This is a genomic window from Comamonas nitrativorans, from assembly GCF_042654765.1.
Lineage (GTDB): Bacteria > Pseudomonadota > Gammaproteobacteria > Burkholderiales > Burkholderiaceae_C > Comamonas > Comamonas nitrativorans.
Genome location: NZ_JBHSEW010000002.1, coordinates 1 through 13,219, shown reverse-complemented (window position 1 = coordinate 13,219; position 13,219 = coordinate 1). Strand labels below are relative to the sequence as shown.

The window sequence follows — 13,219 nt, the reverse complement described above, 5'->3', positions numbered from 1 at the left end:
AGCCATCACTTAATCAATTGAAGGATCTCGCGAAACTGCGGATGCTCGCAATCACGCAGCCATTCGAACAGCACCATTTCGGTTGTCACCAGCTCGGCACCGGCACCAGCCAAACGGTCGAATGCGGCATCGCGGTTGCGCTCGGTGCGGGAACTGCACGCATCGGTGACCACCCAGACATCCATTTCTTCGGTCAATAAATCCAGCGCCGTTTGCAATAAGCACACATGGGTTTCACAGCCCGCCAGCACGATGGTGGGGCGCTCGGGCTCGGCCTCCTGGGGCTTGCGCAAATGCTTGGGCAGGCTGCGTGCATTGCCCGATGCGGCACGCGCCGGGGGGCGCAAGGCGTTCAACAGCTCTGGCGTTGCAGCGCTGAAGCTCATCTTGTGCAGTGTTTTGTCGGCCAGCGCTGCCAGCGCCGGAACGTTGCCGCCCAGCTTCTGCGGATTCTGCTCGGTGGCCCATACCGGCACCGCCAGCCAACGCGCGGCCTGGGCCAACTTCAAGGCGTTGGCCACGACCTGCTCGCCGCCGAGCATCGCCGGCATCAATTTTTCCTGGTAATCGACCAGCACCAACTGGCATTCATCGACATCCAACAGCATTGCGCATCTCCTTCAAACGCCCTATTCACAGCCCGCACCTCGACCCAATCGGGCACGGGGAAAGCGGGCATTTTTACCGTTTTTCAGGCCTTCAAGGCCTGCGCTACGAAAAACAAACGTGGTAACCTTGCCGGATGCCTTTTTTCCGATGCCTTTTTGCTCTGACGCTGTTTGCCAGCTGCGCCACCCAGGCACAAACCGCCCCGGTCGCCGAGAACGCCACCCTGGTGCAGTCCTTTTCCTACGCGCTGGAAGACACCTTCGCCCCGATGACGGCGCCGTTGACGCTGGATCTGGATATCGCCGCAGAATCGTTCGCTGCCATGCCGGCAGGCACCACCCCCAACGTGGCCGCCAAACACGACTGGCTGCCGGAAATCACCCATGCGGGCGAAGCCGTTGCCAACCGCACCGGGCAGCTCATCAGTACCGCCATGGGGCTGATCGGTGCCCCCTACCGCCGTGGTGGCAGCAACGCCGCATCCGGTTTTGACTGCAGCGGCTTTGTGCGCAACGTCTACGCCCAGGCCCTGGGTCTGGTGCTGCCCCGGGTGGCCCGCGACCAGGCCAAAGCCACCACCAAGATCGAGAAAAACGAGTTGCGCCCAGGCGACCTGGTGTTCTTCAACACGATGCGCAGAACGTTCAGCCACGTCGGTATTTACCTCGGAGAAGGCAAGTTCATCCATTCCCCACGTTCCGGCGCCAGCGTGCGAATCGAAAGCATGGATACCCGGTACTGGCGTACCCGTTTCAATGGCGCTCGCCGTGTGGCAACCGCCCCTGGCCTGACGGCTTCCGGACAGGCCAACTATTCCTTGGCACCTTGAAATAATTCACTTCCCTGAAGCCTGCTTTGCCGAAGCAGGCTTTTTGCATTGGGCTTGATCACCATGAACGCACCTGCCGAAAAAGACCCCTCGAAAATCAACGTAGTACGCTGGGCCATCGGCCTGCCGGTCGGTTTCTTTGCCATCCTGATGCTGGTCAGCAAAGTGCTGTTTACCGCCTCGCCCGACACCGAGGCGCAATGGGTGGAGCGCGAAACCATCCGCCAGTGCTGGAAAGAGTTGCAGCGCAAGCCCGACGACGACAAGCCGCTTCACTTCAAAGGCAAGGAAGACTGCGAACGGCTGGAGTTCGACTTCAAAACCCGCTGGAACACCAATCCATGACCGCCGCTGCATCGCACTCGCCCTGGCGGCTTTCGGTGGCGCCGATGCTCGATTGGAGTGATCGGCATTGCCGATACCTGCACCGCCTGCTTTCGCGCCGGGCGCTGCTGTATACCGAGATGGTGACGACCGGGGCGCTGCTGCATGGCGACGTGGCGCGGCATTTGCGTTTCAACGTCGAGGAACACCCGGTGGCTTTGCAACTGGGCGGCAGCGAACCGGTCGATCTGGCCCGCGCGGCGCGGCTGGGACAGGACTGGGGTTATGACGAGATCAACCTGAACTGCGGCTGCCCCAGCGAGCGTGTGCAGCGCGGCGCTTTCGGCGCCTGCCTGATGCGCGAGCCGAATCTGGTGGCCGATGGCGTCCGGGCCATGCGCGATGCGGTGGACATCCCCGTCACCGTCAAGCACCGCATCGGCATCGACCAGGAAGAAAGCTATGCCTTTGTGCGCGACTTCGTCGGCACGGTGGCCGAGGCAGGCTGCGGTGTGTTCATCGTTCATGCCCGCAATGCCTGGCTCAAGGGCCTGTCCCCCAAGGAAAACCGCGACATTCCACCGCTGCGCTACGGCGTGGTGGCACGGCTCAAGCAGGATTTTCCGCACCTGACGATTGCCATCAACGGCGGCATCAGGGACAGCGCCACCGTGGCCGAGCAGCTCGCCCGGGTCGATGGGGTCATGGTGGGGCGCGAGGCGTACCACAACCCCTGGTGGCTGACCCGGTGGGATGCGCAGTTCTTCGGCGCAGCGCCCTTCACCCTGACCCACCAGGAGGTGGAGGCGCAGATGGTCGCCTACATGCAGCGCGAAGCCGCCGCGCACGGCACGCACTGGTACGCCATTGCGCGGCACATGCTGGGCCTGCGCCACGGCCTGCCCGGCGCCCGCCATTGGCGCCAGACCTGGAGCAATCATCGTTTGAAAGACTTTTCTGCGCAGGAAGTTTCGCAAATCGCCAACACTCGGCCTGACGCAAGTTGATAGCAAAACACCCTTATTGCACTAAGACTTTTCAAAATCTCTTTTAAAAAATCAAATGTCAAGAAAAGCGATACCTCTTGCCAGAGAAAAGTCGCTCTTGCTATATTTGCTGCACCGCAACATTTTTTCAAATTCATGCTGTACCACATCTACGAAGCACAACGCGCCCTTCTCGAGCCGTTTGCAGATTTTGCGCAAGCCACCGCCAAGCTTTACAGCAACCCCCTGACCCCTCTGTCCAAGTCGGCCATCACGCAGCGCACCGTGGCGGCGTTCGACCTGTTTTACCGTCTGGCCAAGGATTACGAAAAACCCCAGTTCGGCATTACCGCCGTGCAGGTCAATGGCGTGGACGTGACCATCCGCGAGCGCGTGGAAATCGACAAGCCGTTTTGCGAGCTGCGCCGCTTCAAGCGCTTTTCCGACCACCCCGCCACGCTGGACACCCTGCTGACCCAGCCGGCCGTGCTGATCGTGGCCCCGCTGTCCGGCCACTATGCCACCCTGCTGCGCGATACCGTGCGCAGCATGCTGGGCGACCACAAGGTCTACATCACCGACTGGAAAAACGCCCGCATGATTCCCCAGTCCGAAGGGGAATTTCACCTGGACGACTACATCAACTACGTGCAGGAATTCATCCGCCACCTGCAGGCACGGTACGGCAACTGCCACGTCATCAGCGTGTGCCAGCCCACCGTGCCGGTGCTGGCCGCCGTCTCGCTGATGGCCAGCCGGGGCGAGACCACCCCGCTGACCATGACCATGATGGGCGGGCCGATCGACGCCCAGCGCTCGCCCACCTCGGTGAACAACCTGGCCATGCAGCGCAGCTTCGAGTGGTTCGAGAACAACGTCATTCACCGCGTGCCGGACAACTACCCCGGCGCAGGCCGCAGGGTCTACCCCGGCTTCTTGCAGCACACCGGCTTCGTGGCGATGAACCCCGACCGGCACACCAGCAGCCACTACGACTATTTCAAGAGCCTGACGCGCGGCGACGAGGCCAGCGCCGAGCAGCACCGCAAGTTCTACGACGAATACAACGCCGTGCTGGACCTGGATGCGCCCTACTACCTGCAAACCATCCGCGTGGTCTTCCAGGACTTCAGCCTGGTGCGCGGCACCTGGGACATCCGCAACCCCGAAGGGCAACTGGAGCGCGTGCGCCCGCAGGACATCCGTACCACCGCCCTGCTCACCATCGAGGGCGAGCTGGACGACATCTCCGGCCTGGGCCAGACCCAGGCGGCCCATGACCTGTGCGCCAATATCGCCCAGGATGCCCGCCAGCACCTGGAAATCGCCGGTGCCGGTCACTACGGCATCTTCAGCGGCAGCCGCTGGCGCAATGTGGTCTATCCGCAGGTGCGGGACTTCATCCTGCGCCACCACCAAGTCGCTGCGCAGCCCGCAGCGGCCAAAACAGCAGAAACGCCCGCACCGGCATCCACGCCTGTGCCTGCCGCAGCGCAGGTGGCAACCGTCCAGGCAGCCCCTGATGAAAATAAAGTAGCACCTTCCGCTGGTGAACAAAAGATTTCAGACAACAATCAATCTGAAATCAAGCTGCAATCTGCGGAAGAAGCTACAGAAATTGCCAAATCTGCGGCTGTGCCGGCTGCTTCGGCAACGCCGACGGCCCCCCCTGCAGCAGCGGCTGCGCCCGTCGCCAAGCCTGTGCCTGCGCGGCCCGCAGCGCCTTCGCGCAAGGACAAAGGGCGTAACGCCAAGCGCTAAACTACGGCGCTATGCCCGAGTCCTCCGCACCAAAGCCAGCCCTGGCCGGGCTGGCTTTTCTCATTGACCAAACGCTGCCGCAAACCCAGTGCACGCGCTGCGGCTACCCCGATTGCGCTGCCTACGCCCAGGCGATCGCTGCGGGGGAAGCGGCCATCAACCAATGCCCTCCCGGCGGGCAGGAAGGCGTGCAGCGTCTGGCCGCCCTCACCGGTCAGCCGGAGCAGCCGCTGAACCCGCACTTCGGCATCGAAGGGCCGCTGACCGTGGCCCGCATCGACGAAGACTGGTGCATCGGCTGCACGCTGTGCATCAAGGCCTGCCCGGTCGATGCCATCCTGGGGGCGAACAAATACATGCACACCGTCATGGCTGCGCACTGCACGGGCTGCGAACTGTGCATTCCCGTCTGTCCGGTCGATTGCATTCAACTGGAAGTGGTCACGCCCGGGGCCAGCGGCTGGCAGGCCTGGAGCGAGGCACAGGCCATGCAGGCCCGCCAGCGCTACGCCCGGCACCAGGCGCGGCTGGCACCGCCGCCGGCTGCGCCACAGGCTGCCCTGCCCGCTCGGGCCGATCCGGCCAGCGCCAAAGCCTCGGCCATTGCCAACGCCCTGGCCAAGGCGCGGGCGCGGCGCACGCCGCCGGTGTAGTGACTGCGGCCCGGTTTCCCGATCAGCCCGCGAATTTCTTGTAGACGCCGCAGCCCAGGTAGCCGTCGTCCAGCTTGCGCACGTAGGACATCTTGGTCTGCACCTTCCCGGAGGCGGGATTGGTGAAGTCGTACTCCACCCAGCCGGGCGCGTACTCCGCCTGGGCCACGATGGCCCGCAGCAGGCCGGGGCCATCGACGCCGGGCACATCGTTCACACTGGTGCCGACTTTGGCCGGATTGCCGGCAAAGACCACGTAGTTGCCCAGGGCATCGAGGACAAAAACATACATATCCTTGTTGAACAAGCCTTGCTGCGGGTCGGAGAGCATCTTCCAGAACTGCGGCCCTGCGGCATGGTTGCGGCGCAAATCCGCCGCCCGCTGCACCAGCTGCATGGCCTCCTGCGGCTTGCCTTGCTGGAGGATGAAGCCATCGACCGCCTGCCCCAGCGTGCCCGCGCGGGCCTCCAGGCTTTGCGCCTGCTGCACCACGGCACGCACCATCTGTGCGTTGTCCTGAGTGAGCTGGTCGATCTGGTGAATGGCCTGGCTGATCTGCGTCAGCCCGTGCCCCTGCTCGCTGGTCGACTGGGCGATGGCCTGCACGTGCCCGGCCACGTCGTGAATGCCCTGGGCCACCTTGCGCATGTCCTGCCCGGCCTGCCGGATGAGCCGGGTGCTGTCGCTGACCTGGCGTACCGATTCCTCGATCAGCCCGCGGATTTCCCGGGCCGCGTCGGCAGAGCGCTGGGCCAGGGTGCGCACTTCCGAAGCCACCACGGCAAAGCCCCGGCCCTGCTCCCCGGCACGGGCCGCCTCGACCGCAGCGTTGAGCGCCAGGATGTTGGTCTGAAACGCAATGCCGTCGATCACCCCGATGATCTCGGACATGCGGCTGGCATTGCGCTCGATCGACTCGACCGAGCCGACCGCCTTGTCCATCACCGCCACCCCCGCATCCATGCTGGTGCGCACCTGCTGCGCTTGCTGCTCGGCAGCGGTGGCGGCCTGGGAATTGTTCTGCACCACGGCAGTGATCTGCTCGACGCTGGAGACGGTCTGCACCACGTTGCTGGCCTGCTGGTCGGTACGCTCGGCCAGCAGCTCGTTGTCGCGCAGCAGCGACGAGCCGGTGTACGACACCAGGGCCGCGTTGCTCAGGATGTCGGCCACCATGCTGGACAGGGCCACCACCATCTTGTCCAGGAGCCGGGCCATCTGCGCCAGCTCGTCCTGGCCCTCCGGCTCGACCCGCACGGTCAAATCCCCGATCGTGGTTTTCTCCATGGCCTGGGCCAGCTGGCTCAACTGTCTGGCCAGGCTGCATTGCAAGGCCCACAAAAAGTAAAGAAGCACCACCGCAGCCGCCAGCGCCACCAGCATTGCCTGCCCCGCCGCCAAATCATTGGCTGCCCAGCACACTGCCGCGATGCTGCCGACCCCTAAAACACTGACCAGGGCAAACTTGCCTTTCAGCCCCAATCGCTTCAACATCCACATGGCTGGCGCCGTCACAAGCACTGTCTGAACTCCTTTTCAGGCGAGAAATACCTGAATCCTGGCAACACTTTATTACATGAAGTTCTTTAGGGTCACCTAGTGATTCCAACAATAAAGAAAGCCTGAGAATGTCAGTGCAGCGTCAGTAAATTTTGCATACCGCCCCGGAACCCGGGCGCAATCCCCAAAAGCGTGCCGACATCCCGCACAATCCCCCCTGCCTGAATTTACGAGAGGTATGTATGAGTACGATGGAGCGCATCCTGCGTTTAATGGCCGACAAAAAAGCTTCGGACGTTTATCTGGCCGTCAACTCGCCCGTGCTCATCAAAATCAACGGCGAGTGCCTGCCCATCAACAACCAGTTGCTGCCCCCGGACGGGCCGCGCTCGCTGCTGGCGGAAATCGTCACGCCGCGCGACATGGAAACCCTCAAGGAAACGGGGGAGCTGAACATCGGCGTGCCCCTGCAAGGCGTGGGGCGCTTTCGTATCAGCGCCATGCGCCAGCGCGGCTCGATCGCGGTGGTGATCCGCTTCATCTCGCAGCACGTGCCCAAGCTCGAATCGCTGCAACTGCCCACCGTGCTGGGCGAGCTGATCCTGCAAAAGCGCGGGCTGATTCTGGTGGTCGGCTCCACCGGCTCGGGCAAAAGCACCTCGCTGGCCGCCATGATCGACAGCCGCAACGAAAAGATGAGCGGCCACATCCTGACCATTGAGGACCCGATCGAATTTCAATTCCGCAACAAGAAATCCATCGTCAACCAGCGCGAGGTCGGCTCCGACACCCAGTCCATGCAGATCGCCCTGAAAAACGCCCTGCGCCAGGCGCCGGACGTGATCCTGATCGGCGAAATCCGCGACCGCGAAACCATGTCCGCCGCCATCGCTTACTCCCAATCGGGCCACCTGTGTCTAGCCACCCTGCACGGCAACAACAGCTACCACGCGCTGAACCGCATCCTGAGCTTCTACCCCGTCGAAGTGCGTCCGACCCTGCTGGGCGACCTGTCCTCCTCGCTCAAGGCCGTGATTACCCAGCGCCTGGTGCGCACCGTCGAAGGCGGGCGCATTGCCGCTGCGGAAGTGCTGCTCAACACCAAGCTGGTGTCCGAACTGATCGAGAAAGGCGACTTCTCCGGCGTGCGCGACTACATGGAAAAATCCATGGCCGAAGGCTCGCAGACCTTTGAAGAAGACCTGTGCCGCATGATCCAGAGCGGCACCATCTCCCGCGAAGAAGGGCTGGCCAACGCCGACTCGCCCACCAACCTGACCTGGCGCCTGCAAAATGCCGCCTTTGCCCCCAAAAAAACCGTGGAACCCAAACAGCAGGCCCAGGCCATCCCGGCCATCTCCAGCGCCTCGTTCCACGATTTCCTACTCGACACCGAAGGCAAGTCCTAGCCGTTCTCCCGCCTTCGCGCCCTTTCACTTCAGCGCATGACACACCACTACACCCTGCCCCACGGCACCACCGTGGGGCAACTTATTCGTACCGCCACCCAATGCCTGCAGGATGCCGGCGTCGGCTTTGGCCACGGCACCCTGGATGCGGCACAGGAAGCGGCCTGGCTGGTGCTTTGGCGCCTGGGCCTGCCGCTGGACAGCGCCCTGGGCGACGATGAAAATTCCATAGAAAATCAGCCTGTAGCGCCCGCCCAGCAAGCGCAAGTAGCTACGCTTGTTGAAGAGCGCATTACCAGCCGCAAACCCGCCGCCTACCTCACGCGCGAAGCCTGGCTGGTGGGCGTGCCCTTCTACGTGGACGAACGCGCCATCGTGCCGCGCAGCTTCATTGCCGAGCTGCTGGCCGACGGCAGCATCGACGACTTCCTCTCCGACCAGACCCGGCAGGTGCTTGACCTTTGCACCGGCAACGGCTCGCTGGCCTGCCTGGCAGCCATGGCCTGGCCCGACGTTCGCGTCACCGGCGCCGACATCTCGCCCGACGCCCTGGCCGTGGCCCGCATCAACGTGGACCGGCACGGCTTGCAGCAGCGCGTCACCCTGGTGCAGTCCGACGGTCTGGCGCAAACGCCCGGCCCCTGGGACCTGATCCTGTGCAACCCGCCCTATGTGAACAGCGCCAGCATGGGGCGGCTGCCCGCCGAATATCTGGCCGAACCCGAACTGGCCCTGGCCGGGGGCAGCGATGGCATGGACTTCATCCGCCCCCTGCTGCAAGCCGCCCCCGCCTGCATGACGGAAAACGCCGTGCTGGTGCTGGAAATCGGCAACGAACGGCCCTTTTTTGAAGCGGCCTTTCCCGGTTTGCCGGTGTTCTGGCTGGACACCAGCGCCGGGGCCGATCAGGTACTACTGATAACCCGGCAGGCGCTGCTGGAGCTGCAACCGTGACGCACTGCGCCACGTATTGAGCTTTTTACCCCTACGGCCTCAAAACCCCTCCAGCACCGTCTTGCCGATGCTGGTGCCGCTCTCCTGCAGCACATGGGCCTGGCGCAGGTTTTCGGCGGTGATGCGGCCCAGGTGCTGACGCTGGGTGCTGCGGATGCGGCCCTCGTCCACCAGCTTGGCGACAGTGGCCAGGATTTGCCCTTGCACGGGCATATCGGCGGTCTGGAACAGCGAGCGGGTGAACATCGACTCCCAATGCAGGGCGATGGATTTCTGCTTGAGCGCCCGGATGTCCACGGCCTGCGGGTCGTCGATCAGGGCCAGCCGCCCCTGCGGGGCCAGCAGTTCCGCGATCTGGGTGAAGTGCCGGTCGGTCTGCGTCAGGCTGGTGACCAGTTCCACCTGGGCCAGCCCGGTCTGTTCGCGCAGCGCCTGGGCCAGCGGCTGGCGGTGGTCGATCACATCGTGCGCCCCCAGCTCCCGGCACCACTGCACGGTTTCAGGCCGCGAGGCGGTGGCCACCACGCGCAACTGCGTCAATTGCCGCGCCAACTGAATCAGCATGGAGCCGACACCGCCCGCACCGCCGACGATCAGCAGCGTCTGCCCGGCCCCGCCGCCCTGGGGCACGCCCAGGCGGTCGAACAGCAACTCCCACGCAGTAATCGTCGTCAGCGGCAGGGCGGCAGCCTGCGCATCGCCCAGGCTGCGCGGCGCGTGCGCGGCAATGCGGGCATCGACCAGCTGCCACTCGCTATTGCTGCCAGGGCGATTGATGGCCCCGGCGTAATACACACGGTCCCCCACGGCAAAGCCGCTGGCCTGCGGGCCAAGCGCCTCCACCGTGCCCACCGCATCCCAGCCCAGCACGCGCGGCTGGCCCTCGGCCGGCGGGGCGGTTCTGCGCACCTTGGTGTCAATGGGGTTCACCGAGACGGCATGGACGCGCACCAGCAGGTCGTGCGGGCCGGGCTGCGGCCGGGGCAGTTCGATGTCCTGCAAGGCAGCGGCATCGGTGGCGGGCAAACAGTGGGTAAAGGCAATGGCTTTCATGATTTCAGGGGGAAGAGTGGAACGGATGAGCGTACTCTAGGCTATCCAGCAAGGATTGATAATCCATCACTTCAAAGAATCACTTTCAAATGAAAATTGAAAATCTGCTCGACGTGCAACTGGCGCTGCACATTGCCCGGCACGGCTCGATCACGGCGGCAGCCCACGCCCTGGGGCTGAGTCCCCAGACCGCCAGCGCCGCACTGAAGCGGCTGGAGGGGCAATTGGGCACACGCCTGTTCGAGCGCTCCACCCGCAACGTGCGCCCCACACCGGCCGGGCAGGGCTGGCTGGGCCAGATGCAGCGGGCGCTGGAGCTGATGGACGAGGCCGAAGCCCAGCTCGACAGCGAACACGCCGCACTGCGCGGCCCCGTTCGGCTGGCGGCACCGTCCGATCTGGCGCGGCAGGTGCTGCTGCCGCTGCTGGACGATTTTTTGGCACGGCACCCCGGCGTGCAACTGTCGCTGGCCGTCGGCGACCAGCCGCGCAACGTGCTGCACGATGCGGTGGACGTGGCCATCCGCTACGGCGAGCTGGCCGACTCGCGCCTGGTGGCCCGGCACCTGGCCGATGCCCGGCCGCTGGCCTGCGCCGCGCCCGACTACCTGGCCCGCCACGGCACGCCCCAGCACCCGCAGGATTTGCTGCAGCACAACTGCCTGACCTCCCAGCGCAGCGGGCGGCTGCACGCCGTCTGGCGCTTCGAGCGCGGCGGCCAGTGGCAGGAAGTGCGCGTGCAGGGCAACCGCAGCACGGACGATGCTTCCCTGGCCCGCCAGTGGGCGGTGGCCGGACATGGCATCGCCCTCAAATCCCACATCGACCTGCAGGCCGACCTGCGTGCCGGCCGCCTCGTGCCGCTGCTGCCCGGCTGGCGCACGGCCCCCTACCCGCTGCACGCCTTGCTGCCCAGCAGCCGCTTCGTTCCCCGCCGGGTGCGGGCGCTGGTGGAGCATCTGGCCCAGGCGCTGCAGGGGATCGGCGCAGCCTTCCCCGGCAGCACAGCAGGCACGGCGATAATCCTGCCCCCATGATTTCCCTGAAAAACATCTCCCTGCGCCGGGGCACCAAGCTGGTGCTGGACGGTATCTCCACCACCATCCATCCCGGCGAGCATGTCGGCCTGATCGGGCGCAATGGCGCGGGCAAGTCTTCGCTGTTTGCGCTGCTGGCAGGGCGGCTGCATGAAGACAGCGGCGACTTTTTCATTCCCCCGCAGTGGCGCATGGCCGAGGTGGCCCAGCACCTGCCCGATACCGACGACAGCGCCACCGCCTTTGTGCTGGCGGGCGATACGCGCCTGCAGGGGCTGCAAGGGCGGCTGGCGGCGGCGGAGGTGACGGGCGACGGGATGCAGATTGCCCAGTTGCACGCGGATTTGCAGGACGCCGGGGCGCACGACGCCACGGCCCGCGCCCAGGCGCTGATTCTGGGGCTGGGCTTCAAGACCAGCGAGCTGGAGCGCCCAGTGGGCAGCTTTTCCGGCGGCTGGCAGATGCGCCTGCAACTGGCACGCGCCCTGATGTGCCCGTCCGACCTGCTGCTGCTGGACGAGCCGACCAACCACCTGGACCTGGACGCGCTGGTGTGGCTGGAAGCCTGGCTCAAACGCTACAGCGGCACGCTCATCATCATCAGCCACGACCGCGAGTTTCTGGACGCCACCACCAACGTCACCCTGCACATTGACCAGGGGCGGCTGACGCGCTACGGCGGCAACTACAGCAAGTTCGAGGAACTGCACGCCCAGCAACTGGTGCTGCAACAGGCGGCATTCGAGCGCCAGCAGGAAAAAATCGCCCACCTGAAAAGCTTTATCGACCGCTTCAAGGCCAAGGCCACCAAGGCCAAGCAGGCGCAAAGCCGCGTCAAGCAGATCGAGCGCATGGAGAAAGTGGCCCCCGTGCTGGCCAGCGCAGACTTCACCTTTGCCTTTCAGGAGCCGACCAATCTGCCCAACCCGATGCTGGCGATTACCGATGCGGCCTTTGGCTACACCGGCGAAGCGGGCGATGTGACCACCATCCTGCAGGGCGTCAGCCGCACGGTGCTGGCGGGCCAGCGCATCGGCATCCTGGGGGCCAACGGCCAGGGTAAATCCACCCTGGTCAAGACCATTGCGCGGGAGATCACCGCCCTTTCGGGCAAGGTGACGGAGGGCAAGGGTCTGCGCATCGGCTACTTCGCCCAGCAAGAGCTGGACGTGCTGCGCCCGGACGAAAACCCGTTGCAGCACATGGTGCGCCTGGCGCGTGACCTGGGTGCGGATGCCCCGGCGGCCAGCCGCGAGCAGGATTTGCGCAACTGGCTGGGCAGCTTCAACTTTACCGGCGACATGGTGGCGCAAAGCGTGGGCAGCATGAGCGGCGGCGAAAAAGCCCGGCTGGTGCTGGCGATGATCGTCTGGCAGCGCCCCAACCTGCTGCTGCTGGACGAGCCGACCAACCACCTCGACCTGCCCACGCGCGAAGCGCTGGCGATGGCGCTGAACGATTTCGACGGCACGGTGCTACTGGTCAGCCACGACCGGCATTTGCTGCGGGCCGTGGCCGACGATTTCTGGCTGGTCGGGCGCGGGCAGGTGAACACCTTCGACGGCGATCTGGACGACTACCAGCGCTACCTGCTGGAAGAATCACGCCGCCTGCGCGAGGCGGCCAAAGAAAGCGCCAAGGCCGCCGATGCCGCTGCCAGCCCCGAGCCGGTCAGCGCCGCCGCCCCGACCATCGACCCGCGCGAAGCCCGCCGCCTGGCCGCCCAGGCCCGCCAGACGCTGGCCGACAAGACCAGGCCGCTGAAAAAAGAGCTAGCAAAAATCGACGCCCGCATGGCGCAACTGGGCGAGGAAAAAGCCGCCCTGGAAGAAAAGCTGGCCACCCCCCTGCCCCCGGCAGAGATTGCCGAAGCCGGCAAGCGCCTGAAAGCCGTGGGCGATGCGCTGGAGCAGTGCGAGGAGCGCTGGCTGGAACTGAGCGAGGAAATCGAGCAGATCACCCAGGCGGCAGAGGCATAAGATGTTCAGTCCCGGCATTTGATGGATAGGATTGATCGTGAAGCGTTCGGGCTCATCTGTCCACTGCTTGCAGATGAATTCGTAAGGTGTCAGGCCCTTGAGCGTCTTGAGTCGGCGGCCGAAG

General features: G+C 64.7%; 12 protein-coding genes and 1 pseudogene. 9 read left to right on the top strand and 4 right to left on the bottom strand.

Translation table 11 applies throughout. From position 1 onward, the window contains the following. Positions 1 to 5: 5 nt before the first annotated feature. Positions 6 to 608 carry an isochorismatase family protein gene (locus tag ACFO3A_RS02590; RefSeq protein ID WP_377723738.1) on the bottom strand — a complete coding sequence of 201 codons (603 nt, stop codon included), beginning with the start codon at positions 606 to 608 and terminating at the stop codon, positions 6 to 8. A gap of 323 nt (positions 609 to 931) precedes the next feature. Here ACFO3A_RS02590 and ACFO3A_RS02585 point away from each other — a divergent pair, with 323 nt between their 5' ends. The 5 genes from ACFO3A_RS02585 to ACFO3A_RS02565 all read left to right on the top strand — a co-directional run bounded on the left by ACFO3A_RS02585 (position 932) and on the right by ACFO3A_RS02565 (position 5,162). Beyond that, the gene (locus ACFO3A_RS02585; protein WP_377724318.1) at positions 932 to 1,438 is read left to right on the top strand and encodes a C40 family peptidase; all 507 of its coding nucleotides are present in this window, start codon (positions 932 to 934) and stop codon (positions 1,436 to 1,438) included. Positions 1,439 to 1,501: 63 nt separating this feature from the next. Further along, positions 1,502 to 1,783, top strand: coding sequence for a hypothetical protein (locus tag ACFO3A_RS02580; protein ID WP_377723736.1), 282 nt, complete (start codon positions 1,502 to 1,504; stop codon positions 1,781 to 1,783). After that, positions 1,780 to 2,769: a tRNA dihydrouridine(20/20a) synthase DusA gene (gene dusA, locus ACFO3A_RS02575; RefSeq protein ID WP_377723734.1), complete on the top strand. Its 990-nt coding sequence runs from the start codon at positions 1,780 to 1,782 to the stop codon at positions 2,767 to 2,769. Before ACFO3A_RS02580 ends, dusA begins: the two co-directional genes overlap by 4 nt. Before the next feature lie 135 nt (positions 2,770 to 2,904). Next, positions 2,905 to 4,509: a polyhydroxyalkanoate depolymerase gene (locus ACFO3A_RS02570; protein ID WP_377723732.1), complete on the top strand. Its 1,605-nt coding sequence runs from the start codon at positions 2,905 to 2,907 to the stop codon at positions 4,507 to 4,509. Between the two features lie 11 nt (positions 4,510 to 4,520). Beyond that, positions 4,521 to 5,162, top strand: a complete 642-nt coding sequence (locus ACFO3A_RS02565) for an RnfABCDGE type electron transport complex subunit B (protein WP_377723730.1) — start codon at positions 4,521 to 4,523, stop codon at positions 5,160 to 5,162. Between the two features lie 22 nt (positions 5,163 to 5,184). Here the strand turns inward: ACFO3A_RS02565 and ACFO3A_RS02560 are convergent, their stop codons facing one another. Continuing rightward, complete coding sequence (locus ACFO3A_RS02560) at positions 5,185 to 6,663, bottom strand: methyl-accepting chemotaxis protein (RefSeq protein ID WP_377723728.1); 1,479 nt, start codon at positions 6,661 to 6,663, stop codon at positions 5,185 to 5,187. Positions 6,664 to 6,905: 242 nt separating this feature from the next. On the opposite strand from ACFO3A_RS02560, the gene ACFO3A_RS02555 reads away from it, so the two are divergent. Next, positions 6,906 to 8,072: a PilT/PilU family type 4a pilus ATPase gene (locus tag ACFO3A_RS02555; RefSeq protein WP_377723726.1), complete on the top strand. Its 1,167-nt coding sequence runs from the start codon at positions 6,906 to 6,908 to the stop codon at positions 8,070 to 8,072. 36 nt (positions 8,073 to 8,108) lie between these two features. Then, complete coding sequence (gene prmB, locus ACFO3A_RS02550; RefSeq protein ID WP_377723724.1) at positions 8,109 to 9,026, top strand: 50S ribosomal protein L3 N(5)-glutamine methyltransferase; 918 nt, start codon at positions 8,109 to 8,111, stop codon at positions 9,024 to 9,026. 39 nt (positions 9,027 to 9,065) lie between these two features. Here the strand turns inward: prmB and ACFO3A_RS02545 are convergent, their stop codons facing one another. Continuing rightward, positions 9,066 to 10,079, bottom strand: a complete 1,014-nt coding sequence (locus tag ACFO3A_RS02545; protein WP_377723722.1) for a zinc-binding alcohol dehydrogenase family protein — start codon at positions 10,077 to 10,079, stop codon at positions 9,066 to 9,068. 89 nt (positions 10,080 to 10,168) lie between these two features. Between ACFO3A_RS02545 and ACFO3A_RS02540 the strand changes: the two genes are divergently transcribed. Both ACFO3A_RS02540 and ACFO3A_RS02535 read left to right on the top strand, forming a co-directional pair. Further along, on the top strand, positions 10,169 to 11,116 hold the full coding sequence (locus tag ACFO3A_RS02540) for a LysR family transcriptional regulator (RefSeq protein WP_377723721.1): 948 nt from the start codon (positions 10,169 to 10,171) through the stop codon (positions 11,114 to 11,116). Continuing rightward, positions 11,113 to 13,095 (top strand): ABC-F family ATP-binding cassette domain-containing protein, encoded by a 1,983-nt coding sequence (locus tag ACFO3A_RS02535; RefSeq protein ID WP_377723719.1) that lies wholly within the window; start codon positions 11,113 to 11,115, stop codon positions 13,093 to 13,095. Before ACFO3A_RS02540 ends, ACFO3A_RS02535 begins: the two co-directional genes overlap by 4 nt. A gap of 3 nt (positions 13,096 to 13,098) precedes the next feature. Here the strand turns inward: ACFO3A_RS02535 and ACFO3A_RS02530 are convergent. Next, positions 13,099 to 13,219: pseudogene (locus ACFO3A_RS02530) on the bottom strand (IS481 family transposase); the annotation flags it as partial.

Coding starts and splice junctions, on each gene's coding strand:
- ACFO3A_RS02590 (WP_377723738.1), bottom strand. CDS start 608: ATGCTGTTGGATGTCGATGAATGCCAGTTGGTGCTGGTCGATTACCAG.
- ACFO3A_RS02585 (WP_377724318.1), top strand. CDS start 932: ATGCCGGCAGGCACCACCCCCAACGTGGCCGCCAAACACGACTGGCTG.
- ACFO3A_RS02580 (WP_377723736.1), top strand. CDS start 1,502: ATGAACGCACCTGCCGAAAAAGACCCCTCGAAAATCAACGTAGTACGC.
- dusA (WP_377723734.1), top strand. CDS start 1,780: ATGACCGCCGCTGCATCGCACTCGCCCTGGCGGCTTTCGGTGGCGCCG.
- ACFO3A_RS02570 (WP_377723732.1), top strand. CDS start 2,905: ATGCTGTACCACATCTACGAAGCACAACGCGCCCTTCTCGAGCCGTTT.
- ACFO3A_RS02565 (WP_377723730.1), top strand. CDS start 4,521: ATGCCCGAGTCCTCCGCACCAAAGCCAGCCCTGGCCGGGCTGGCTTTT.
- ACFO3A_RS02560 (WP_377723728.1), bottom strand. CDS start 6,663: ATGTGGATGTTGAAGCGATTGGGGCTGAAAGGCAAGTTTGCCCTGGTC.
- ACFO3A_RS02555 (WP_377723726.1), top strand. CDS start 6,906: ATGAGTACGATGGAGCGCATCCTGCGTTTAATGGCCGACAAAAAAGCT.
- prmB (WP_377723724.1), top strand. CDS start 8,109: ATGACACACCACTACACCCTGCCCCACGGCACCACCGTGGGGCAACTT.
- ACFO3A_RS02545 (WP_377723722.1), bottom strand. CDS start 10,079: ATGAAAGCCATTGCCTTTACCCACTGTTTGCCCGCCACCGATGCCGCT.
- ACFO3A_RS02540 (WP_377723721.1), top strand. CDS start 10,169: ATGAAAATTGAAAATCTGCTCGACGTGCAACTGGCGCTGCACATTGCC.
- ACFO3A_RS02535 (WP_377723719.1), top strand. CDS start 11,113: ATGATTTCCCTGAAAAACATCTCCCTGCGCCGGGGCACCAAGCTGGTG.